The sequence below is a fragment of the Gaoshiqia sp. US2 genome (assembly GCF_059705485.1).
The window spans coordinates 1596531-1619769 of sequence record NZ_AP048550.1 but is presented as its reverse complement, the minus strand read 5'-3'; the positions used below and the strand labels follow the sequence as shown (position 1 = coordinate 1619769).

The window sequence follows — 23239 nt, the reverse complement described above, 5'->3', positions numbered from 1 at the left end:
ATGAAGCTACTATTCCTATTCTCCCTTGGAGTTCTGCTCTTGACTAACACAGCCTACCCTCAGCTTGAAAAACCGTTCAATGCAGATTCGGTATTTATGGTTGCCCGGCAGTTATCGATGGATGGCCAATACGAAAAAGCAATCAGTCTGGCAGAACAACTTCTGGATGTGCACCCCGAATATACCGATGCCCGCATCCTGATTGCCCGCACGTATGCCTGGCAAAAAAAGTACGAACCTGCAGAAGAAAACATTTCGGAGGTGCTGAAAGAAACCCCAACGTATTATGACGCCCACGATGCACGGATTGACATTTCATATTGGAGCGGAAGATATGAGGCCGGACTTGACGCGATTGATGAAGCACTGGAAATCTATCCGGATGATGTCAATTTTTTAATTAAAAAAGCAAAAATCCAGATTGCCGGAGAAGATTACACGGAAGCCCGGACAACCGTCCAAACCATAAAAAAGCTTGCTCCCGAAGAAGAAGCCCTGGGGGCATTAACCAAAGCAGTCAGATTTAATTACTCCAATATCATTCGCCTGGAATACTATTTCGACATGTTTGATTCTCCTTACCGTCGCCGCTGGCACATGTCGTCGTTGGGTTACGGAGGAAGAACCGCCTATGGCGACTTCTATTTTAAAATATATACCGCCGACATGGTGATGCGCGGAGAAAAACTGTTTTCAAATGCCGTAGCCTACCAATATGCACTGGAAGCTTATCCGAAGTTCGACGAGAACAACTACATGTTTGTCAACTACGCATACTCCGAAAACGCGTTTTTTCCCAGGCGGCGACTGGGAGTAGAATATTTCTACACCTTCGATTCACGCTTCGAGATTTCGGCTGGCTATCGCTTTATGGATTTCACGATACCCGAACCTGACGACTTGCATGTGAATATCTTCACCGGTTCCATCGCCAAATATCTGGGATCATACTACGCGTCATTTCGTCCATACATCTCGTACGACGGGGAAAATACCACTTACAATTATCTTTTATCGGGCCGCAGGTATTTAAAAAAAGAAGAAAGTTACCTGGAGCTGGTACTGGGAACCGGAGTTTCGCCCGACAACCCGTACTTTTACACCAGCGGTGAAAAAATCCCGCAATTAGACTCGTGGCGGGTTGAACTGGAATGGAAGCAAAAAATCTCTCACTTTCTCTTATTCGAGATTGAAGGCGGATACGAAAACGCCGAATACATGAAAGGCTCCCGGCGCGACCAGTTTATCTTCAGAACAGCATTATCATTTCTCTTTTGATTATGAAAGGAAAAAAACTTCTATATACGACCGTCTTTTTCCTGCTAAGCCAGATGATGCTTTGCGGACAAAACCAGCCAGACACAATTCGTGCCGAAGCAACATCCAACACCGCTGTTGCGGAAAATGTCCGGGTAGATGCTGATCAGCCTCTCCAGCCGCAGCCTGCTTCCCGGGCCGAACGATATATCGAACGAAAAGAAAGAAATATCCCCCACCGCTCTTATTGGAGAAAACTGAGCGATAATTTGTACCAGACAATCATCACCACCAGCAGAAAGTCGCTTTCTCCCGAAAAACACGAAGCAGTGGTTTATATCACCAACATTATTTTCGATGTTCCGGTGCTTTTACTGCTCATTACGCTAAGCCTGATCTTTTTAATAAACATCTTGATTATTACCATCGTATTGTTCATCACGTCGTTTTATAAACGCGGACATGAAGTTTACCGTAAAAAAATGAACGAACAACTGGAACAGTTGCTGACCGATTATTTATTTTACAATGCCGACCCCGACGAAGTGATCAAAAAACTAAAAAATACCCGGGGAATAATTGGGAAAAATATCCTGATCGACATCCTGATCAATTTTCAACGAAACCTGTCGGGCGAATACCGCGACCGGATTTTAGAGTTGTACCAGAAACTGGAACTCTATAAAGTCTCCGAAAAACGCATTTCTTCTCCCTATACGTTTAAACGGATCCGGGGAATTCGCGAACTGGCCAACATGTACCCCAACGGCGCCAAAGAGCTGATCGCAAAGTACGTGAAAGACAGAAACAGCCAGGTCAGGGGCGAAGCACAAATCGCCTTTGCCTACCTGGATCAGGCTGCCACCTTCAACTTCCTGGACGACCTGAACGGTCCGCTGTCGAAGTGGGTACAATTAAACATCCTGAATCACGTCAAACTTCACGAACGGGAGGTCCCTTCGTTTGAAGAATGGGTTGAATCGAACAATAATGACGTGCAGGACTTCTCCATCCGGATGATCAATTACTTCCAGCAAAACGAAAGTGCCGGTTCTCTGGCAAAAAATCTGGATCATCCGAACGAACAAACCCGGGCATATGTTTATCAGGCGATACGAAGTTTGAACCTGATCGGGATGAAAGATGAAATGAAGAAACGGTACGAAGAAGAAACTTACCGGATTAAAATTGAAATTTTGAAAACCATCGAACTGATCGGTGATGAAAAGGATTTTGATTTTTTGGCCGAAATTGTCCGTGAAGACGACATCCGTTTAAAACTGCAAGCCTGCCGCGCTTTATACAAAATAGGTGAATCAGGGAAAGTTTTTCTGAAAGAACTCACAGAATCGGAAGATCTGAACCTGAACAAATTTGTGGAACACATTAAAGACCCTAGAAACTAATGGATATCATCGCTAAAATCATCTCATTCTGGGTAGAAACCTTCATCTTCTACTACGCGATCTCTATATTTTGCGTCTATTTAATTTTGTCCGTTATTTCTGCCTTTGTCCTTCGCAAATATTACTTGGCTTCTAAAATTCCCGATCAGAACGAGGTACTTTCATCTCCGTATGCCCCGTCAATCTCTATATTAGCGCCCGCCTACAACGAGGCGGTCAATATTGTTGAAAATGTGAGGGCCTTGCTGGCCTTGTACTACACCAACTTCGAAGTTGTTGTAATTAATGACGGCAGCCGCGACGATACCCTGGAAAATACGATACAGGCATTCGATCTGGAAAAGGTACCTTATGTGATTGACGAACGAATTACCTGTTCCGAGATCAGGGGCATTTACAAATCGAAGAAACGCGCCTTAAACAACCTGACTGTTATAGACAAAGTTAACGGCGGAAAGGCAGATGCGTTGAATGCCGGGCTAAATGTAGCCAAAGGAGAATATTTTATTGCCATCGATGCCGACTCCATCATCGACCCGCATGCCCTGCAACACATGGTAAAGCCCTTTTTGCAGGAGACCGACCGCCAGGTGATCGCTACCGGAGGGGTGATCCGTATTGCCAACTCGTGTGAAATCAGGGATGGCCATCTGGTGCAGATCAATCTTCCAAAGAAGCCTTTGCCGCTGTTCCAGGTGCTGGAGTATAACCGCGCTTTTTTAATGGGAAGGCTTGCCTGGAGCAAACTAAACGGGTTGCTGATCATTTCAGGAGCGCTCGGACTTTTTGATAAGGAGATTGTGATTGCCTGCGGAGGTTACCACCGTTTCACCGTCGGAGAAGATATGGAACTGGTTGTTCGCATGCGTAAATACATGACCGACCAAAAGAAGAAATATAAAGTGGAATATATTCCCGATCCGCTTTGCTGGACCGAAGCCCCCGGTAAATTCCGTCAATTTATCCGGCAACGCAACCGCTGGACGCGGGGAACCATTGAAACGCTGTTCTCTCACTGGAGTATCTTCTTCAACCCCAAATATAAAACAATGGGCCTCATATCTCATCCGTTCTGGGTTTTCTTTGAATGGCTGGCCCCGCTTGTCGAAATCTTTGGGATCGTTTATTTTATTACCATTGCCATCCTGGGTTATGCCAACTGGCCTTATTTCTTTATCACCCTGTTGTTTGTTTACTTTTTCTCGGTGTTCTTTACGATGTCGGCTATTTTATTCGACCACATTGCGTTTTACCGGTACAAGAGCAAATCCATGGTATTCCGACAGCTATTTGCCTCATTCTTCGAACCCTTCTTCTTTCACCCCATCGTCCTCTACTCAGCCATCATGGGTAATTTCGACTACTTTCTGCTGAGAAAACGTACCTGGGGGCACATGTCGAGGGTCGGTTTACGCAACATGCAGGAAAAACGTAAAAAATAGCGATTCGGGTCAGGAACTGAACAAACGAAACAAGCTCCTGACCCGTAAACTCGCGGATAGATACTATCCGAATTCCGGTTCACCGGATACAAAAAGCTGTACGGATCGTTTAGCTGACCGATTTTTAGTTGCCCGATATACTGAATATCTTTTTTTGAAAATCCAGGCTTCGGCCGGCGAGCAATTATTTATGGAAAGATCGTTTCCCGAAAAGGAACTCACACCAGCATTGTTCGCATTTGTGACAGCAATTTCACAGGGGAACACCTCGCGACCAATAATGTAACCGATCACCCATTGAGACACGTCGGCCGTATAGGTTCCGTAAGCTTTCCCAAACCGGGACTGAATGGTCTGGTTGCCATGCACGCAATCAATCACTTCCCCGATCTCCGTTTCAAAGTCACCTTCCTGTCCGTAAAGATCAATTTCACCGTCCTGTTCTTCCAGCCAAATGCACTGAAACAATAAGAGTGGACTCTCCGGGTGAGCCAGGTTGTATTTGGCCAGCTCCTCGTAAAAACGCGGGTAATGCAGGGTATAAACCCGAATATTATTATACCCGATCGCCTTCATTTGCGCAAACCAACGCGCGTACTGCGATGCGGTAGCCGCCAGTTCTCCCGGGACGGTGCCGGGAACAGCCACCCCCAAATTCATCCCTTTCAAAAACAACTCGGTATCGCCTTAAATGAAACCAACGTATTGGTAGTACAAGTGCTGAGTTCAATTAAACCGGTTTCTTCGTTCCCGGGTGAAGCTGCCGGACAAAAGAAACTTGTTGTCGAAAAAATGATAAAAAAAAGAAGCAAAGATTTCTTCATGTTATCGTTAATTTACCTGGTTTGTATTGAACTTCAACGCATCCTTAAATTAAAAATAACCCGCTATAATATATTTATTTTAAAATCGATGGTGGCGAAAATTAATCGAAACTCATTTTCGGCTTTATTAAATAAACTTAAAACCGGAATTTTAATGACGGGAACAACAACTTGACAAGCAGGGTTAATCTTAAAATTGTAACTTTGCTGAATTAAAAAGGAAAAACTGAAATATGGATGTTCTGGAGATTAAGCAGCGATTTGGAATAATCGGGAATGCGCCGGCTTTAAACCGGGCAATCGAAGTTGCGGTTCAGGTGGCGCCAACTGATTTATCGGTCCTGATCACAGGAGAAAGTGGCACCGGGAAGGAAGTATTTCCACAGATTATCCATCATTTTTCGGCCAGAAAACACGGAAAATATATTGCAGTAAACTGCGGGGCCATACCCGAAGGAACAATCGATTCTGAACTTTTCGGGCACGAGAAGGGCGCGTTTACCGGCGCCTTGGCCGACCGGAAAGGCTATTTCGAGGAAGCAGACGGCGGCACGATCTTTTTGGATGAGATCGGCGAGTTGCCTCTTTCGACCCAGGTACGCCTGTTGCGCGTTTTGGAAGCCGGAGAGTTTATCAAAGTCGGCTCGTCGAAAGTACTGAAAACCAATGTGCGCGTAGTTGCAGCAACCAACGTTGAAATTCCCAATGCCATTGAAGCCGGAAAATTCAGAGAAGACCTGTATTACCGCTTAAACACGGTTCCGATCCGGGTATTGCCGCTGAGAGACCGCCCCGATGATATTTCGCTGCTCTTCCGAAAATTTGCACAGGATTTTGCCGAGCGTTACCGGATGCCGCCCATCCGGCTGGACGATGACGCGCGCGAAGCGCTTGAGCACTTCAACTGGCCTGGGAATGTCCGTCAGTTAAAAAATATCACCGAGCAAATTTCGGTCATCGAGCAGGAAAGGCTAATCACCGGCCCTGCCATGCGCCATTATTTGCCATCGGGAGGTCGTCCGCAACTTCCGGCGCTTTACAAAGGCGTCGATGAAAAAAACTTTGCCACAGAACGGGAAATCCTGTACCAGGTTCTTTTCGACATGAAAAAAGACATGAACGATTTGAAAAAACTGGTATTCGACTTAATGCACGAAGGGGGCAATGCAACTGAGTTTCATGCCGAGAATGCCCAAATCATCCGGAACCTTTACCAAAAAGATCCAACTCATTTTGCCGCCGAAAAACCGCCGGTAAGCCCGGCGCCGTTCGAACCGGATGAACGCAACGATATTCAGGACACGGAAGAATTTGTTGAAGAGTCACTTTCACTCGAAGACAAAGAAATTGAACTGATTCGGAAAGCATTGGAAAAACATAAAGGGAAACGTAAACATGCCGCACAGGAACTGGGCATTTCAGAACGTACCCTATACCGGAAAATTAAAGAATATGATATCGACTAAATCTGCCAGCTCATTTCTCATTTGGGTTTTAATCGCGTGGACCCTCGCACCGCTCATGCAAAGTTGCCGTGTCTCCTACTCTTTTACAGGAGCCGCCATTTCGCCGGATGTAAAAACCTTTTCGGTTTATTATTTTCCGAACCGGGCGCGCCTGGTTAATCCCAATTTAAGCCAGCAACTTACCGAGGCCTTACAGGATAAACTGACCCGGAAAACCTCGCTCGACATGCTTTCGGAAGGAGGCGACCTGGAGTTTGAAGGACAAATTACCGGCTACGAAACCCGTCCGATGAATATTAAAGAGGGAGACCTGGCTGCTCAAAACCGCCTGACGGTTACGATCAAGGTAAAATATACCAACAATAAAAATCACGGCGACGACTGGGAAAAATCATTCTCGGCCTACGAAGATTACGACAGTACCCAATCGTTAAACGAGGTGGAAGACGCTTTGATGGAAGAAATACTGGTGAAGCTTACCGACGATATTTTTAACGCATCAATCGCAAACTGGTAATGTTTTCTGCCGAAATCCATACTTTCCTGAAACATCCGGATAAGCTGGATGAAAAAAGCCTCGACCTGATGAAGTCAATCGTTGAGGAATATCCGGCATTCCAGGCAGGATGGATTTTGCTGTTGAAGAATCTGAAAAAACTAAATCATCCCTCTTTTGAATTTTACCTGCAAAAAGGAGCCATCAGGCTTGCCGACCGAAAACGTTTATACCAATTCCTGATGCACGACGATTCAGGCATCGTTACCGGTCATGTGCAGGATGAGTTGGAGAGCCTTTCAAAAGAATTCCGGTCATCCGCATCGTACCACCTGCCCGTTCCCGAAGAAAAAGAAGAGTCTTTATCCGACCTGGTCCGTACCTTGCGAAAAAAGAAAGAACAAACAGCTGAAACCCTTCATCAGGCAGACGAGGAAGCTGATTTGACGAAAAAACCGGATAGTGAGTTTGTTACGGAAACCCTGGCAAAGATTTACGCCCGGCAGGGACTTTACAAACAGGCAATTCTGGTTTACGGAAAATTAAGTTTGAAATATCCGGAAAAAAATGTTTACTTTGCCGGTCAAATTGAGGAAATCAAAAAATTAATGAACTAAATAGCAACAAATCATGTATACGTTGATCACTGTTTTAATTTTTATCACCTGTATCCTATTAATCCTGATTGTTTTGGTACAAAACTCAAAAGGTGGTGGCTTAGCCAGTAATTTTCAGGCGTCAAATCAAATTATGGGTGTTCGCAAAACTACCGATTTTCTGGAAAAAGCAACCTGGGTTTTAGCCGGAGCGTTACTGGTCCTTTCTATTGCAGGCAGCGCATTTATCCCGCGTTCAGCCAAAGAAGCTCAACAATCAGCCATTAAAAGGCAGGTAGAAAGCGCCGTTGACCCGAATGCCGTTCCTAATTTCCCGATGACCGTTCCTGAAGCAGACAGCAATTCCAATACGGAAGAAGCGCCTGCGGAATAAAAATATACCAAAATCTGGTCTGTCAAAAGGCTTGCTTTTCAGAAGTAAGCCTTTTTTGTTATTTCACGAAATAAGGGGAATTTTTCCTGGGTGGTTTGCCGCACTGATCTGCCCCTGCCTGCCTGTCAGCCTGTCAGTAAAAATGACATCAGACAAAATCATTCAGAATAAACCACTTAGATACGAAACAGCTTGTCATCCGCCAAAGATTGATGTAAATTTGTCTTTCCTGTCCCATTTTTTTTGCCGCTTTGCCTTTGGCACAAAATTCGATAGAACAGGGTGTGAAATTTAAAAATGTTTAACTAAAATAATTTGAAAACATGGCAGAATTAAAAGGAAAAATCCTGGCAGGAAAAATCCTGGTTCAACCACAGGAAGCAGAATCTAAAACAGCAAGCGGAATCATCATTCCCGACTCAGCAAAAGAAAAACCACAAGCAGGGAAAGTGGTTTTAGTTGGCGCTGCAAAAAAAGATGAGCCAATGGAAATCAATGTTGGCGACACTGTTTTCTATGGAAAGTATTCGGGCACCCAATTGAACGTTGACGGAACCGAATACCTGTTGATGTCACAAACGGATGTATTATACATTGCATAATTAGTAAAAACAGAACTATTTAAAGAAACAGAAAGATGGCAAAAGAAATTAAATTCAATATTGAAGCAAGAGACCAACTGAAAAAAGGGGTTGATAAACTGGCTGATGCCGTAAAAGTGACACTTGGTCCGAAAGGCCGTAATGTGGTGATCGAGAAAAAATTCGGCGCTCCCCAGATTACGAAAGACGGGGTAACGGTAGCCAAAGAAATTGAACTGGCTGACGCCTACGAAAACATTGGCGCCCAAATGGTAAAAGAAGTGGCCAGCAAAACGGGCGACGACGCCGGCGACGGTACGACAACTGCAACCGTATTGGCACAGGCTATTATCCAGGTTGGGTTGAAAAACGTGACTGCCGGAGCCAACCCGATGGATCTGAAACGCGGTATCGACAAAGCGGTTGCCAAAGTCGTGGAAAGCATCAAAAATCAATCTCAAAATATTGGTGATGATTTCAACAAAATCAAATCAGTTGCCAAAGTTTCGGCCAATGGCGACGAAGCAATCGGCAGCCTGATTGCCGAAGCCATGGAAAAAGTACACAAAGAAGGTGTCATTACGGTTGAAGAAGCAAAAGGCACCGAAACCTATGTCGACGTGGTGGAAGGGATGCAATTCGACCGTGGATACATCTCTCCGTATTTTATTACCAACACCGAAAAAATGGCCGCTGAGCTGGATCATCCGTTCATCCTGATCCACGACAAAAAGATCAGCACCATGAAAGACCTGCTTCCGGTATTGGAACAAACCGCCCAAACCGGTCGCCCGTTAATGATCGTTGCCGAAGATGTTGACGGCGAAGCGCTGGCAACCCTGGTTGTTAACCGTCTGCGTGGTTCGTTAAAAGTTTGCGCCGTAAAAGCTCCCGGCTTTGGCGACCGTCGTAAAGAAATGCTGGAAGACCTGGCCGTATTAACCGGAGGTAGCGTAATTACCGAAGAAAAAGGCATGAAACTCGAAGATACCACTCTGGATATGCTGGGTAACGCCGAGAAGATTACTGTTGACAAAGAAAATACAACGATTGTGGCAGGAGCCGGCGATCAGGCAACCATCAATGCGCGTGTAGCGATGATCAAACGCCAGATTGAAGCGACAACTTCTGACTACGACCGTGAAAAGTTGCAGGAACGTTTGGCTAAACTGGCCGGCGGCGTTGCAGTTCTTTATGTTGGCGCTGCCTCTGAGGTTGAAATGAAAGAGAAAAAAGACCGCGTTGACGATGCCCTGAGCGCAACCCGCGCCGCTGTTGAAGAAGGAATCGTACCTGGAGGCGGTGTCGCTTACATCCGCGCCATAGCTGTGTTGGAAGGAATGACCGGCGAAAACGATGACGAAACAACCGGTATCGAAATCGTGAAACGCGCCATCGAAGAACCGCTTCGCCAGATTGTGGTTAATGCAGGTAAAGAAGGCGCCGTTGTGGCACAAAAAGTTCGTGAAGGCAAAGGCGACTTCGGCTATAACGCCCGCACGGATGAGTATCAGAACCTGCTGGAAACCGGAGTAATCGACCCGGCCAAAGTAACCCGCGTTGCGCTGGAAAATGCGGCATCAATTGCCGGAATGTTCCTGACCACCGAATGTGTTTTGGTTGAAGAGAAAGAAGAGAAAGCTCCGGCTATGCCTCCAATGGGCGGCGGCATGGGCGGTATGATGTAATCTTCAAAGAAAATAATACATAGCACAGCGCAGCCATTCCGGTTGCGCTGTTTTTTTAAGCCGGTTTTATTCCGCAGAACAGCTTATTCCAAATTCGGCCGAAAACAAAAATCCCCGGTTTAGAAAACCAGGGATCAATATCGCTTACAGAGAAACTTTACATTTACGAATAATACAAAAAACGCTTGATTTTTTGCGTCGGCGTTTTTTCGAACGGAACCGGTTGAAGAACAATCATCTGAATCCGCGAAAATTTATTGACTTCTTCATTGACTTTTTGCTGAATTTCATTCAGGATTTCATCAACCCGGTAATTAAATTTCTGGACGGCTTCTTCTTTCATCTGCTTAAAACGGGCCTCAACTTCTTCCATATTCAGATGGACCATTGCCACCAGACGCCCCTTTTGCTGAATAACCAACGATTCCAGAACAAACTCCATCCGGTTGATCAACGATTCAATTTCTTCCGGATAGATATTCTCGCCGCTTGCGCCTACAATCATATTTTTAATCCGTCCTTTAATGTACAGAAAACCGGATTTATCAAATTTCCCCAAGTCGCCTGTCCGAAACCAGCCATCTTCGGTAAAAACATCAGCTGTAAGTTTTGGCTCTTTGTAATATCCTTTCATCACATTCTCTCCCCTGGCCTGGACTTCGCCCTCTCCTGTTGCCGGATTGGCGTTGGCGATACGCAACTCAACTCCCCGGAGTGGTATCCCGGTAGAAAGGTAGCGGACATTTTTGCCGACAGCGCCTGCCAGCAGAGGCGAAGTTTCGGTCAACCCGTAGCCGATCGCAAGCGGAAAGCCGGCATCCATCAGAAAGCGCTCTACCTGGTCATCCAGTTTGGCGCCGCCAATGCCAAAAAAACGAAGTTCCCCTCCAAAAGTTTGATAGAGTTTTTTTCCGGCAATGCGGCTTAATAGCTTCTTAAACGGCCTGATTGGATACAACCTCCTGGTGATTGGATTGCTGTTGATCTGGGGCAAAATTTTTCCTTTGTAAACTTTTTCGATAATCAGCGGAACAACCAGCATAATAGTTGGTTTCACCACCTGCAAAGCCGGCAATAAAACAGGCGCTGTGGGTGGTTTCCGTAAATAATGAACCGACGCGCCGTGCATAACCGGGAAAATCAACCCCAATGTATTTTCAAAGGTGTGAGAAAGTGGCAACACCGACAAAAACCGGTCGGAAGGGCTAATATCCTGGAAATAATAACTTTGCCTTGCTGTCCAGGTCACATTTTTGTGTGTCAGCATCACCCCTTTTGATTTACCTGTGGTTCCGGACGTATAGATAATGGACACTAAATCGTCTTCGTCAACATCCTCGTATTCAAAAGCAATCGGCTCTTCAGCGCTGTTAAATATCGGATAATCCTCACTGTTTACCTCCCTGAAGTTTTCGATCCGGATGATCTTCAACAAAGGATATTCATCCGGTTCAAGTTTGTTCAGCAGGCCGTCAGAAACAAAAACGGCTTCAACCTCTGCATGTTGAAGAATGTTCCGGATTTCGTTGGTATGAAAATCGGGTAAAACAGGCACAGCAACGGCTCCAACCGAAGCAATGGAAAAAAAGGCAACACCCCAGTTAGGCATATTGGCGCTAAGGATAGCGACTTTTGTACCCCGGCAAATGCCCATCGTACGCAACTGAGTTCCTAAATTTTCAACTTCTGATTGCAACTCTCGGTAAGTTTTGCTTTCTTCTCCCGCAAACACCAACGAATTCCGATCATAATAACGTTCAAAACTGGCCTGCAACATGGCAGGCATCGTTAATTTTTCCGATCCACCCATAATTTCACCACATAACTTCCTCAATAACAAAGGAAAAAACAAAAAAGATCAGCAAAAATAATCAATTCTGCGACACCTCATCACCTTTTAACAAGTTTTAGTACAGTCTTTATACGTCTTCAACGAAGCCACAGTTTTAAAAAACCGGTTCATTTAGCATGTAATCTCCCGGTACCAGCGTACAAAATTGTTCACCCCTTCGTCGAAAGCATATTTCGGCTGGTAACCAAACAGTCTGTTGGCTTTGCCGATGTTGGCAAAGGTAATGTCCACATCGCCTGCCTGCATCGGGAGTTGTTTAATCCGGGCTTTTTTCCCGGTGGCCTTTTCAATGGCAACAATCATATCGATCAACGTTACCGGCTGGTTATTGCCAAGGTTAACCGTTTCGTACACCTGTTCGTTTTCAAACAGGTAAGCGATAGCACGGCAAATACCGTCGACCGTATCTTCGTAGTACGTATAGTCGCGCGATGTGCTCCCGTCGCCAAACATCGGAATTTCTTCATCATTCATAATCAGGCGGGTAAATTTGTGAATGGCCAGATCGGGGCGCTGACGGGGACCGAAAACCGTGAAAAAACGCATATTTACGATATCGAGCCCGTAAAGCGAATGATAGGTATAATTAATCAACTCGCAGGCTTTTTTGGTAAAGGCATAGGGTGAAATCGGGTTACTCACATCCTGTTCTTCGTGAAACGGAATCTCTTTACTGTTCCCGTAAACCGATGAAGACGAAGCAAAAGCCATTTTTTTGATCCCCTTGTTCTTCATCAGGTCCAACAGATTTTGGGTGGCGACGATGTTGGCGCGAATGTAACCTCCCGGATCTTCAATCGACGGTCGGACGCCGGCCTTTCCGGCCAAATGAACGATGGCATCAATCGGTTTATCCTCCAGCTTACCGGACAACACATCAAACTCGGCCAGATCAAATTCCAGAAATTCAAACCCGGGGTTTAAACGAAATCCGCTCAGGTTCCGTTGCTTGGCGGTTTTATCATAAAAAGGATCGAAATTATCGACACCTATCACCCGATGACCTTCTGCCAACAGTTTTTCACACAAGTGCGAACCAATGAACCCGGCACAACCGGTAACTACAATTGTTGCCATGTTATTTAATTTTTTCGGATACGTAAGCAATCAGTTTATGAACTGCCGGTATATTTAACCGGCTGAATAAGCTTTTCCTGTTATAATGAATCAGGATATTTCTCAGGTAAATAAACAAACCAAGACTGTGGGATGCAAGCAAAACCAGGTCAAAGCGCAGCAGACCGTAAATAAAAATCATGGCCGATCCGCAAATACTGATGACCCAGAAACCGACCGGCAAAACCGACTCTCTTTTGTTCTCGGAATAAAGCCACTGGTAAAAGAAACGCGAAATAAAAATGATTTGAGCCAAGATTCCCCAAATCATCAGCAATAAAGGATTGTTTTCATTTTTAAAGAAAGTATCCAGCGTATAAGCCGTTCCGAAAAACAGAAATCCCAGTATGATTAACGGAGTGACCAGAATACCTGCCCGAAGAAACCAGGACATGGGCTTCCAGTCTCCTTTTAACTGAATGTTTCGAACATAAATAAAATACACCAGGATTTGCCCGATCAGGATAGCGGCGTCATCTCTTAAAATCCCGTAGATGAGCATTAAAACAGATGCAAGCAAGCTAATCTTCCAAAATAACGTGGGCGACAAAACCTTCCCCTCATGCTCCGATTTAAACCACTGGACGATTGTCCTTCCAAAAAACAGAATCTGTGATAACAAGCCAATTGAAATAACAAGAAAATGATCCATCTGAACTAATTTTCAAAGGTGCAAAGATAACTGAATTATATGGCAGATGTACGAAAAGAGAACAGTTAACAGCACAACGGCCTGTAATTGTTCCCAAAATTTAAATATCTTTGCGCAAAACCACTGCCGGAGTGGTTGATTGATAGTTCATTGAAGCATGATCAAACGGGATGACCCTGCATGATACGGCACAGATGGATTAAATCATTCAGATAGCGGCAGTTTCGAAAGTAAAACACAAAAATTCAGATGAACAGAATTCGTAACTTTTGCATTATTGCACATATTGATCACGGGAAAAGTACCCTGGCCGACCGTTTGCTCGAATTCACCAATACAGTGAGCGCACGGGACATGCAGGAGCAGGTGCTGGACAATATGGACCTGGAAAAAGAACGTGGAATCACCATTAAAAGCCATGCCATTCAGATGGATTATGAACAGGATGGTGAAAAATATGTATTGAACCTGATCGATACCCCGGGACATGTCGACTTCTCCTACGAAGTCTCCCGTTCCATTGCAGCATGCGAAGGCGCCCTGCTCATCGTCGATTCAACACAGGGAATTCAGGCCCAGACCATCTCAAATTTGTATCTGGCGCTGGAGCACGACCTCGAAATTATTCCCGTATTGAATAAAATGGATCTGCCCAATGCCATGCCCGAAGTGGTGGAAGAACAAATTATCGACCTGATCGGGTGTAAACGGACGGATATTATCCGGGCCAGCGGAAAAACCGGAGAAGGCGTGGAAGACATCCTGCGGCGGATTGTCGAAGTAATTCCCGCGCCCAAAGGCAACCCGGAAGCTCCTTTGCAAGCCTTAATCTTTGACTCGGTTTTCAACTCGTTCAGGGGGGTCATCGCCTATTTTAAAATTGAGAACGGCACCATCAAAAAAGGCGATCTGGTAAAGTTCGTCAATACAAAAAAAGAATACGATGCCGATGAAATCGGGGTGCTCCGGTTGGGACTGGAACCCCGTGCCAGCCTGAGCGCCGGTGATGTGGGTTATATTATCTCGGGAATTAAAATGGCCAAAGAAGTGAAAGTGGGCGACACCATTACCCACCGCCTGCGGCCCTGCGACAAAGCCATTGAAGGTTTTGAAGAAGTAAAACCGATGGTATTTGCCGGGGTTTACCCGATTGACGCCGAAGACTACGAGGACCTCCGCTCGTCGATGGAAAAACTCCAACTGAACGATGCCTCCCTGACCTATGAGCCGGAAGCATCGGCTGCGCTGGGATTCGGGTTTCGCTGCGGCTTCCTGGGCATGTTGCACATGGAAATCGTTCAGGAACGCCTGGATCGCGAATTCGACATGAACGTGATTACCACCGTGCCAAACGTATCGTACCGCGTACACACCACCGACGGTGAAACCCTCCAGGTTTACAATCCCAGCGGGATGCCGTCGTCAAATAAAATTAACGAGATTGAAGAACCCTATATCCGGGCACAAATCATCACAAAATCGGACTACATCGGCCAGGTGATGACGCTTTGCCTTGAAAAACGAGGTACCCTGACAAAACAGGATTACCTGACTGCCGAACGCGCCGAGCTGACTTTCGATTTGCCCCTGGGTGAAATCGTGTTCGACTTCTACGATAAACTGAAGTCCATCTCGCGCGGATATGCTTCGTTTGATTACCACATGACCGGCTACAAACCAGCAAAACTGGTACGTTTGGATATCCTGCTGAACGGCGAGATGGTAGATGCACTCTCGTCATTAATTCACGTTGACAATGCCTACAACCTGGGACGCCGTATGTGCGAAAAACTGAAAGAATTAATCCCCCGTCAGCAGTTCGATATTGCCATTCAGGCTGCGATTGGCGCGAAAATTATTGCCCGCGAAACCATTAAGGCCGTACGGAAGGATGTAACGGCCAAGTGTTACGGCGGCGATATTACCCGCAAACGCAAACTGCTTGAGAAACAGAAGAAAGGCAAGAAACGGATGAAGCAGGTAGGTAACGTGGAGGTACCGCAAAAAGCGTTTATGGCCGTTTTAAAACTCGACTAAACGGAACATAAATCACCCGGGAACTGAAATTTATCTGTTAGCCGGACGTTATTCTGAAAAAACGGAAACCGAACCTATGGAACTGGGCCTGTTAAAAGATATCGTCACTATTTTTGCCTTGTCTACAGCGGTAAACTATTTGTTTACCAGGATAAAAGTACCTACCATCATTGGTTATCTTTTAACCGGAGTTGTTGCCGGACCTTACGCATTGGGTTTAATCGGCTCGCCTCATCAAATAGAATTGTTAGCCGAAATTGGCGTGGTGCTGCTGATGTTTACCATCGGTCTGGAGTTTTCAATCAACCATTTATTCAAAATCAGGAAGATTGTGTTTGCCGGCGGGTTTATGCAGTTGATTTTAACCGCCGGTGTTACCATGCTGGTTGCCCGCTTGTACCAGTTGGGCTGGGAAAGCGCTCTTTTTGTGGGTTTTTTAACCGCATTGAGCAGTACCGCCGTGGTTCTGAAACTGATGCAGGAGCGCTCAGAAATTACTTCAAATTACGGCCGCACGGTGGTTGGTATTTTAATCTTTCAGGATATTATTCTGATTCCTTTGCTCCTTTTTACCCCGGTGCTGGGAGGCGAAGTCAGCGGACAGGGAGATCAGTTGCTTTTGTTGCTTGGAAAAACAGTGATCCTGATCGGGCTGGTGTATATCGGAAACCGGTGGCTCATGCCCAAAGTGCTCGAAATGGTGGCCCACACCAAAAACCAGGAGCTGTTTATGATGTGTATTTTTGTGATTTGCCTGTCGGTGGCCCTGCTGACATCGAAAATGGGTATTTCGCTGGCTTTCGGCGCTTTCCTTGCCGGCCTGATGATCTCCGAATCGGAATACAGCGCCAACGCGTTCGGCCATCTGATCCCGTTTAAAGATACCTTCACCAGCTTCTTTTTTGTCAGTATCGGCATGTTGCTCGATCTGAGCTTTATCGCCAATCATCCGGGCCTGGTGCTTTCCACGGTGATCCTGGTGCTGGTCATCAAAATGCTGATTGCGTCGGGTACGGCATTTGTGCTCGGACATACGCTCCGCGGGACCATCATGGTTGGTTTTGCCTTGTGCCAGGTCGGTGAATTCTCGTTTATTCTGGCCCAGTCAGGCCTTAAGTTCGAGATCATTCCTCCCTACTATTACCAATTGTTTCTGGCAGTAGCCATTGTCAGTATGTCGGTGACTCCTTTACTGATTATGATATCGCGCCCGGTTGCGAACTGGATATTAAAATTACCCTTGCCGGCTTATGTGGTCGAAGGGTTATTCCCCCTGCCTCAAATAGAAATTCCTGATTATCACGATCATGTTGTTTTTATCGGAAAAGATTCGCGTTCGGTCAACCTGTCGGTCATGGCCAAGCGCCTGAATATTCCGTATATCTCCATCGTTTTTGATCCGGGTATTGTTAAAAAAATGCAGAGCCGGGGCGAAACAGTGATCTACGGCGATGCCACCAATGAACCCATCCTGGAGAAAGCGCACATCCAAACAGCCGACATTGTTGTTTTGTCGGTTGGAAATTTGATTGTCGCCACGACGATCATTGAGCGGATCAGGCATCTCAATCCGCAGATTTTTATCATTGTCCGCACCAAGTATGTTTCTGATGTTGAAGAACTGTACCGCAACGGCGCCAACCAGGTCATTCCCGAAGAATTTGAAACAGCCATCAACCTCTTCGATCGGGTGTTGAATAAACGGTTGGTTCCGCAGCGGGAAATTAACCGGGTGGTTGCCAAAATCCGTGATCATCATTACGGGATCTTCCGCGATGAGTCGGATGACTCCAACCAAATTTTCAAAGAACTTCCGAACCTGAATATTGTTGCTCTGAAAGTTCGCGAAGGCTCAGGCCTGATTGGAAAAAGCATTCGTGAGATCCAGTTCCGAAAGGTTTACGACATCACCTTACTGGCTATCCTGCGAAAAGACGATCTGATGGAACACCCTGACCCGGATGTGTTGCTTCAGGAATCAGACACCGTTTATATTTTGGGAAAACAGGAACAAATTGCCCAGGCTTTCGACTTATTTGGCCAGGAAAATTAGCCGTTGCCCTTATTCGTAGATTTCCTTTAAATCCAGATTTGATAATTCCAGCATAAATTCGCTGTATTGTTTGACCAGGTACTCAAAAAAACGACGGCCCTTTTCTTTTGTGGCCAGTTTGGGATTTCCGATGCCGGTGTCAGTTGTCACCTGTGTCCATTGGCGTTCGGCCCAGGCCCAATTCTGGTTCAGCGCTTTGACCCTGAATTTTTTACTTTGCCCCTCTCCCGCTTCTTCCAACGGCAAAACCAGTTCCGGTTTCAGGTGTAACATCAGGCTGGTTTCGGTTTCATCGGCATGGTCGCCTGGCTGCGCGAAAAAATTTTCGCGCCCCGGCATTTTAAACCAGTGGCTGACACAGATAAACAGCCCGGGAAATTCCGGATTAAGTTCCCTGACCATTTGATTGAAGTCGTTACCACCATGCCCGTTTATGATCAGCAGTTTACGAATACCCTGACGGGTTAATGAACCGGCCACATCGTGTAAAATGCGGGACTGGGTTGACGGGTTTAGGTTGATCGTCAGTTTGATATCGGATTGGCCCGTGTTTACGCCAAACGGGATGGCGGGTAAAACGATGACATGTGCTCCCTGCTTATTGGCTTCTTGTGCCGCTTCGGCCGAGATGGCTTCAACCTGGTAATTATCGGTCGCATACGGCAAATGGTAGTTATGAGCTTCGGTAGCTCCCCAGGGCAGTACGACCAGGTCAACTTTCTGGTCTTTGATTGTTTTCCAGCAATTTTCTGCGAGTTTGGGTGATTTCATGTACCTCTGTTTTTATTATGCGAATTTAGCCGATTCAAGCGGATATTAAAATCTCATCCAATTAACGCGAAAGATAAACACTTTCTTTGCATTCTTGTTCTCATTAAAAAATGTGTAAAAATGAAAGTTTTCCTCTTCATTCTTTCCCTGACGCTGTTTGTCGGGTGCCAATCCAAAAATAACATGAAAGAAGCAGATACGCAGGTTACGGCTGACTCAGTGGCTTCGTGTTGTGCAAATCTACCGTCGCGGTTTCAGGCAAACACCCTTCCGGCAGGGCCAAACGGCGACCAACCTGCTTCATCCGAAGGCATGGTATACATCCCCGGCGGAACTTTTTTAATGGGTGGCGATTCCGTTTGGGGCCGACCGGATGAGTTCCCTAAACATCGGGTTTCTGTTTCAGCATTTTACATGGATGAACATGAAGTAACCAACAGGCAATTTCGTGAATTTACTGAAGCCACGGGATACGTAACAACAGCCGAGCGTAAACCCGATTGGGAAGAATTGAAGAAGCAGTTGCCTCCGGGGACACCAAGGCCTGACGATGCCGTACTGGTTCCGGCATCCCTGGTTTTCAAACAAACAACACAGCCGGTCCCGCTGACTGACTACTCCCGCTGGTGGGAATGGGTGGCCGGTGCAAACTGGCGGAATCCGGGAGGGGCCGGAACTTCCATCGATGGAATAGATGATCACCCGGTGGTTCATGTTTCATGGGAAGATGCCCTGGCGTATGCCCGGTGGGCAGGTAAACGCTTACCCACCGAGGCAGAATGGGAATATGCCTCACGGGGAGGTCTTAAAGACCCGGTGTATCCCTGGGGAAATGAACTGATTACGAAAGGAGAAGCAAAAGCAAATTCGTGGGACGGAAAGTTTCCCCATCAGAACACCGGAAAGGATGGATACGTGCTGACAGCTCCGGTAAAACAATACCGCCCCAATGGTTACGGGCTGTACGATATGGCGGGTAATGTTTGGGAATGGTGTGCCGACTGGTACCGGGCCGATTATTATCAAACCAGCTTGGAGCGGCAGATTGTTGACAACCCCCAGGGGCCTGAAAAGTCATTTGACCCCGATGAACCCTATGCCGAAAAAAAAGTCATCCGCGGCGGATCATTTTTATGTAACGATCAATATTGTTCCGGATTCCGGGTTGGTGCGCGCATGAAAAACACCTGGGATACCAGCATGAACCATACCGGTTTTCGCTGTGTTGTTTCTGCAAAATAAAACGGGCTTGTCGGTGATTTTCTCAGTCACCGACAAGCCCGGTATTTCAAAAATCAGGCGGTTATTTATTCCATGATCAGCTTATAACCCTTGCCGTGCACGTTGATGATTTCGACCGATGGTTCATCTTTTAAATGCTTACGCAATTTGGTGATGTAAACATCCATGCTCCGGGCGTTAAAGTAGTTGTCGTCGATCCATATGGTTTTAAGGGCAAAATTTCGTTCCAGCACCTTGTTGGCATTATTACACAGTAAGCGCAGTAATTCAGACTCTTTGGTGGTAAGTTTGACGCTTTCCTCACCTTCGTCAAGCAAAACCTGTTTCCGGGGATCGAAGGTATACCGGCCAAGCTTGTAAACGGCTTGTTCTGCTGTTTTCCCGTCGGCAGTGGTGCGGCGCAAGATGGCCTCAATCCGAAAGATAAGTTCTTCCATGCTGAAAGGTTTTGTCATGTAATCATCCGCACCGATGCGGAATCCTTCCAAAACATCTTCTTTCATGTTTTTCGCGGTCAGAAAGATGATCGGGATATCCTGGTTAATCAGCCGGATATCGCGCGCCAGGGTGATACCGTCTTTTTTGGGCATCATGATATCCAGGATACACAGGTTATATTCATTTTTCTTGAACCCGGCGTAGGCTGCTTCACCATCGCCGTACAGATCGGTATTATATCCTTTTGCTATTAAATATTCTTTTAACAAAAGGCCTAAGTTCTCATCGTCTTCGGCCAATAAAAGTTTTGCTTTTGTTTCCATTTTCTTTTGTATTAAGCGGGAAATAAATTACAAATTTCGTTCCCTTATTCACGACACTTTCGACTTTGATTTTCCCCTGGTGGGAATCAATAATTTTCTTCACATAGCTTAAGCCCAGGCCAAATCCTTTCACATCATGCACATTTCCGGTGGGAACACGGAAAAAACGCTCAAATATCTGGTCCTGATGTTCTTTGGCGATACCAATCCCGTTGTCCTTAACCGATACGATCAAATACTCGCCTTTGTTTTCTGTTGTGATTCGGATCTCCGGCTCTTCTTTGCTGTATTTTACGGCATTGTCGAGCAGGTTGAAGATCACGTTGGTGATATGCACTTCATCGCCTTTGATCAAATCTTTTTCAGCGAGAAGTTCCGATTCAAGTTTTCCGCCTTTATTTTTAACCCGCAACTCAAAATTGAGAATCACATTGCTGATCAGTTGATTAAAATGAAATTCTTTAAATTTCAATTTCAGCCGCCCTTCATTAAACACAGCCATTTGAAGCACTTTCTCAACCTGAAAACTCAGACGTTTGCTTTCCTGTAAAATCACGTTGGAGATGTGCTCTACGGTCTTCTGGGTGTTCGAAATACTGTTATCGTGCAGCATCTGACTGGCTAAGGAGATGGTTGATATCGGCGTTTTCAGCTCATGGGTCATGTTGTTGATGAAGTCGTTCTTGATGATCGATAGTTTCTTTTGCTTCAGAATAATCATGATGGTATACACGAAAATAGCAATCAGCATGATCGTCAGGATGGCCGTGGGGATCACCATAATGCCGGTTTCTTTCAGCAGGTACGTATCCCTTTGGGGAAAATAGAGACGAAGGTAATTGGGTTTTGGCCCTTCTACCACATCTCGTGGAAACAAGACGTCGCGGTATTCTTTTCTTTTGTTTGGCTGATAGTCGGTATTTCCGAAAACAAATTGTTCTTCGCCGAAAGGATATGTTTTTACCGCGTACTTAAAGTCAAGATCGATACCATTATTTCTAAGTTCAGTTTTTAGCGTGTGTTCCAGTTGTTGCTGGTTGATTCGTTCTTTCAAAGGGAGCTGAGAGAAAATGGCCTGATTTTGAATGATCCGGAACATTTCGGCCCGCTCATCGATCCGTTGTTCGTATTGCTGGCTGATGTAGCTGTCGTAATCATGAAACATATCGAAGGCGGATGGAAATTCGCCAGGCCTTCCCCGTTCATTTTGCAGGTAAACGAGGGTATCGGAATAACGGACCGTGAACTCATCGTTATAGCTAACTGAACCTGACTGCTGGAAAAACCGGAACGAGATATTGATGTCGCTTTGTTGTTGTCGCTGCGGCATCATATTCCCGCTTTTCCCGATATTCGGAAAAAGTTGCCTGGTACTGCCTGATGCATTGAATGTACCGGTCACCACTCGCGATGTTTCCTCCCGTTCCAGGCGGTCGATTACACGGCGCAAAGCCCGGCTCACCGTTTGGTCAAACTGTTCCTCACGGATATCAAAAGCTTTTTTTATTGAGTTTGTCTGGATCAGGATGAGGCTGGTCATCACCGTAGCCATCAGAACAATCAAACTAATAATAACTTTCCTGCTCATATGACAAAGATAACCTTTAAAAAATACGGTAATTCAGAGCTTAACAATATTTAACACAGGCTGATTTTCAGGATATTCTTGCCGGTTCTCGCTGAATATAGTTAACAGGCTTTAACATTTATTAGCATCAGCCATTGGTTATTAATATTTATCTTTGTTAAAGAAACAGACAAATGAAATGTCTTTTCTAATTTGGGGTTTAACTGAGTTTTTTACAAGGTGAATTTAGGTTTTGGTTTTTTAGCGGGGTCAGTTGGCCCCGCTTTTCTTTTAGAATGAAACCGGATGAGTCTTTTTCAGCTGTTCTATCGCTTTCCGGGAGGCATTTTGTTGTGATTCCTTCTTCGAACTTCCTTCACCTCGTCCAATCACTTCTTCTTCGACGGTTACCACCGAAATAAACGCGGGTACACGGGCATCACCGTTTAGACGTTCGATGGTTTCGAAATTGATTTCCTTTTTATTTTTCTGGCTCCATTCAATCAGCTGGCTTTTATAGTTGGTGTTGGTCGATTGAACTTCTTTCAGGTCGACATATTCGAGCAAGAGTTTTTTAACAATGAATTCTTTGGTAATCGCATAACCTTTATCGAGGTAGAGGGCGCCAATCAGCGCTTCCAGGGCGTCGCCGTAAATGTGACTGTTCTCGATGGTGTTGTTGGTGTTTGATTTAATGTAGTTGTTCAATCCGGTTTGATAGGTCAGATCGGTCAAGAAGCTGCGGTTTACCAGTTTCGACCGCATTTGTGTAAGGAAGCCTTCATCCTGGTTTGGAAACCGGTTATACAGAAATTCGGCGATAACGGCCCCGAGTATGGCATCTCCAAGGTATTCAAGCCGTTCATTATTCACCCAGTTCCGCTGCGAATCCAGTTTGGATGCGGATTTGTGTATCAGGGCAGTTTCATAAAGTTTCAGGTTGCCCGGATAACGGCCAATCAGTGACTTCAGAAATAAATAAAACTCTTTCCCTGAAGAAGAAAAGAGTTTTATTTTTTGAACGAGTGTTCTTATCAC

The 23239-nt window shown here is 45.7% G+C and carries 20 protein-coding genes; 12 read left to right on the top strand and 8 right to left on the bottom strand.

All coding sequences use genetic code 11. The annotated features are described in order from the left end of the window. Genes AC6H3C_RS06390 through AC6H3C_RS06380 form a run of 3 tightly spaced genes read left to right on the top strand, consistent with a single transcriptional unit; the run spans position 1 to position 4105 of the window. Complete coding sequence (locus AC6H3C_RS06390) at positions 1-1278, top strand: YaiO family outer membrane beta-barrel protein (RefSeq protein WP_497519857.1); 1278 nt, start codon at positions 1-3, stop codon at positions 1276-1278. Positions 1279-1280: 2 nt separating this feature from the next. Next, positions 1281-2663: a HEAT repeat domain-containing protein gene (locus tag AC6H3C_RS06385; RefSeq protein WP_497519856.1), complete on the top strand. Its 1383-nt coding sequence runs from the start codon at positions 1281-1283 to the stop codon at positions 2661-2663. Continuing rightward, complete coding sequence (locus AC6H3C_RS06380; protein ID WP_497519855.1) at positions 2663-4105, top strand: glycosyltransferase family 2 protein; 1443 nt, start codon at positions 2663-2665, stop codon at positions 4103-4105. Before AC6H3C_RS06385 ends, AC6H3C_RS06380 begins: the two co-directional genes overlap by 1 nt. Before the next feature lie 63 nt (positions 4106-4168). Here AC6H3C_RS06380 and AC6H3C_RS06375 read toward each other — a convergent pair whose 3' ends face one another. After that, on the bottom strand, positions 4169-4774 hold the full coding sequence (locus tag AC6H3C_RS06375; protein WP_497519854.1) for a hypothetical protein: 606 nt from the start codon (positions 4772-4774) through the stop codon (positions 4169-4171). Between the two features lie 388 nt (positions 4775-5162). On the opposite strand from AC6H3C_RS06375, the gene AC6H3C_RS06370 reads away from it, so the two are divergent. The 6 genes from AC6H3C_RS06370 (at position 5163) to groL (ending at position 10150) form a co-directional block, all read left to right on the top strand. Beyond that, positions 5163-6395, top strand: coding sequence for a sigma-54 interaction domain-containing protein (locus AC6H3C_RS06370; protein WP_497519853.1), 1233 nt, complete (start codon positions 5163-5165; stop codon positions 6393-6395). Then, positions 6382-6912, top strand: coding sequence for an LptE family protein (locus AC6H3C_RS06365; protein ID WP_497519851.1), 531 nt, complete (start codon positions 6382-6384; stop codon positions 6910-6912). Before AC6H3C_RS06370 ends, AC6H3C_RS06365 begins: the two co-directional genes overlap by 14 nt. Further along, complete coding sequence (locus tag AC6H3C_RS06360) at positions 6912-7508, top strand: DUF8458 domain-containing protein (protein ID WP_497519849.1); 597 nt, start codon at positions 6912-6914, stop codon at positions 7506-7508. Before AC6H3C_RS06365 ends, AC6H3C_RS06360 begins: the two co-directional genes overlap by 1 nt. Before the next feature lie 13 nt (positions 7509-7521). Then, entirely contained in the window at positions 7522-7881 is a 360-nt protein-coding gene (gene secG / locus AC6H3C_RS06355; RefSeq protein WP_497519848.1) for a preprotein translocase subunit SecG, read from the top strand. Between the two features lie 323 nt (positions 7882-8204). Continuing rightward, complete coding sequence (locus AC6H3C_RS06350; RefSeq protein WP_497519847.1) at positions 8205-8483, top strand: co-chaperone GroES; 279 nt, start codon at positions 8205-8207, stop codon at positions 8481-8483. Positions 8484-8518: 35 nt separating this feature from the next. Next, positions 8519-10150, top strand: a complete 1632-nt coding sequence (gene groL / locus AC6H3C_RS06345; RefSeq protein ID WP_497519846.1) for a chaperonin GroEL — start codon at positions 8519-8521, stop codon at positions 10148-10150. Positions 10151-10313: 163 nt separating this feature from the next. Here groL and AC6H3C_RS06340 read toward each other — a convergent pair whose 3' ends face one another. From AC6H3C_RS06340 to AC6H3C_RS06330, 3 genes are all read right to left on the bottom strand, one after another. Beyond that, positions 10314-11960, bottom strand: coding sequence for an AMP-binding protein (locus tag AC6H3C_RS06340; RefSeq protein WP_497519845.1), 1647 nt, complete (start codon positions 11958-11960; stop codon positions 10314-10316). A 153-nt stretch (positions 11961-12113) separates the two neighbouring features. Beyond that, positions 12114-13079, bottom strand: a complete 966-nt coding sequence (locus tag AC6H3C_RS06335; RefSeq protein ID WP_497519844.1) for a GDP-mannose 4,6-dehydratase — start codon at positions 13077-13079, stop codon at positions 12114-12116. Between the two features lies 1 nt (position 13080). Next, positions 13081-13770 carry a lipid-A-disaccharide synthase N-terminal domain-containing protein gene (locus AC6H3C_RS06330; protein ID WP_497519843.1) on the bottom strand — a complete coding sequence of 230 codons (690 nt, stop codon included), beginning with the start codon at positions 13768-13770 and terminating at the stop codon, positions 13081-13083. Between the two features lie 249 nt (positions 13771-14019). Here AC6H3C_RS06330 and lepA point away from each other — a divergent pair, with 249 nt between their 5' ends. Further along, positions 14020-15807 (top strand): translation elongation factor 4, encoded by a 1788-nt coding sequence (lepA, locus tag AC6H3C_RS06325; protein ID WP_497519842.1) that lies wholly within the window; start codon positions 14020-14022, stop codon positions 15805-15807. A 76-nt stretch (positions 15808-15883) separates the two neighbouring features. Continuing rightward, a complete protein-coding gene (locus AC6H3C_RS06320; RefSeq protein WP_497519841.1) occupies positions 15884-17860 on the top strand; it encodes a monovalent cation:proton antiporter family protein in 1977 nt (658 codons plus the stop codon). 9 nt (positions 17861-17869) lie between these two features. Here AC6H3C_RS06320 and AC6H3C_RS06315 read toward each other — a convergent pair whose 3' ends face one another. After that, positions 17870-18631 (bottom strand): creatininase family protein, encoded by a 762-nt coding sequence (locus AC6H3C_RS06315; protein ID WP_497519840.1) that lies wholly within the window; start codon positions 18629-18631, stop codon positions 17870-17872. Positions 18632-18751: 120 nt separating this feature from the next. Between AC6H3C_RS06315 and AC6H3C_RS06310 the strand changes: the two genes are divergently transcribed. Continuing rightward, positions 18752-19873 (top strand): formylglycine-generating enzyme family protein, encoded by a 1122-nt coding sequence (locus AC6H3C_RS06310; protein WP_497519839.1) that lies wholly within the window; start codon positions 18752-18754, stop codon positions 19871-19873. Positions 19874-19938: 65 nt separating this feature from the next. Here the strand turns inward: AC6H3C_RS06310 and rprY are convergent, their stop codons facing one another. From rprY to rnc, 3 genes are all read right to left on the bottom strand, one after another. Beyond that, positions 19939-20634 (bottom strand): response regulator transcription factor RprY, encoded by a 696-nt coding sequence (rprY, locus tag AC6H3C_RS06305; RefSeq protein WP_497519838.1) that lies wholly within the window; start codon positions 20632-20634, stop codon positions 19939-19941. Next, on the bottom strand, positions 20594-22222 hold the full coding sequence (locus AC6H3C_RS06300; RefSeq protein ID WP_497519837.1) for a sensor histidine kinase: 1629 nt from the start codon (positions 22220-22222) through the stop codon (positions 20594-20596). Before AC6H3C_RS06300 ends, rprY begins: the two co-directional genes overlap by 41 nt. Positions 22223-22492: 270 nt before the next feature. Further along, positions 22493-23239, bottom strand: a complete 747-nt coding sequence (gene rnc / locus AC6H3C_RS06295) for a ribonuclease III (RefSeq protein ID WP_497519835.1) — start codon at positions 23237-23239, stop codon at positions 22493-22495.

Bases quoted from the DNA above. Each gene is read 5' to 3' on its own strand.
- AC6H3C_RS06390 (WP_497519857.1), top strand. From the start codon at position 1: ATGAAGCTACTATTCCTATTCTCCCTTGGAGTTCTGCTCTTGACTAAC.
- AC6H3C_RS06385 (WP_497519856.1), top strand. From the start codon at position 1,281: ATGAAAGGAAAAAAACTTCTATATACGACCGTCTTTTTCCTGCTAAGC.
- AC6H3C_RS06380 (WP_497519855.1), top strand. From the start codon at position 2,663: ATGGATATCATCGCTAAAATCATCTCATTCTGGGTAGAAACCTTCATC.
- AC6H3C_RS06370 (WP_497519853.1), top strand. From the start codon at position 5,163: ATGGATGTTCTGGAGATTAAGCAGCGATTTGGAATAATCGGGAATGCG.
- AC6H3C_RS06365 (WP_497519851.1), top strand. From the start codon at position 6,382: ATGATATCGACTAAATCTGCCAGCTCATTTCTCATTTGGGTTTTAATC.
- AC6H3C_RS06360 (WP_497519849.1), top strand. From the start codon at position 6,912: ATGTTTTCTGCCGAAATCCATACTTTCCTGAAACATCCGGATAAGCTG.
- secG (WP_497519848.1), top strand. From the start codon at position 7,522: ATGTATACGTTGATCACTGTTTTAATTTTTATCACCTGTATCCTATTA.
- AC6H3C_RS06350 (WP_497519847.1), top strand. From the start codon at position 8,205: ATGGCAGAATTAAAAGGAAAAATCCTGGCAGGAAAAATCCTGGTTCAA.
- groL (WP_497519846.1), top strand. From the start codon at position 8,519: ATGGCAAAAGAAATTAAATTCAATATTGAAGCAAGAGACCAACTGAAA.
- AC6H3C_RS06340 (WP_497519845.1), bottom strand. From the start codon at position 11,960: ATGGGTGGATCGGAAAAATTAACGATGCCTGCCATGTTGCAGGCCAGT.
- AC6H3C_RS06335 (WP_497519844.1), bottom strand. From the start codon at position 13,079: ATGGCAACAATTGTAGTTACCGGTTGTGCCGGGTTCATTGGTTCGCAC.
- AC6H3C_RS06330 (WP_497519843.1), bottom strand. From the start codon at position 13,770: ATGGATCATTTTCTTGTTATTTCAATTGGCTTGTTATCACAGATTCTG.
- lepA (WP_497519842.1), top strand. From the start codon at position 14,020: ATGAACAGAATTCGTAACTTTTGCATTATTGCACATATTGATCACGGG.
- AC6H3C_RS06320 (WP_497519841.1), top strand. From the start codon at position 15,884: ATGGAACTGGGCCTGTTAAAAGATATCGTCACTATTTTTGCCTTGTCT.
- AC6H3C_RS06315 (WP_497519840.1), bottom strand. From the start codon at position 18,631: ATGAAATCACCCAAACTCGCAGAAAATTGCTGGAAAACAATCAAAGAC.
- AC6H3C_RS06310 (WP_497519839.1), top strand. From the start codon at position 18,752: ATGAAAGTTTTCCTCTTCATTCTTTCCCTGACGCTGTTTGTCGGGTGC.
- rprY (WP_497519838.1), bottom strand. From the start codon at position 20,634: ATGGAAACAAAAGCAAAACTTTTATTGGCCGAAGACGATGAGAACTTA.
- AC6H3C_RS06300 (WP_497519837.1), bottom strand. From the start codon at position 22,222: ATGAGCAGGAAAGTTATTATTAGTTTGATTGTTCTGATGGCTACGGTG.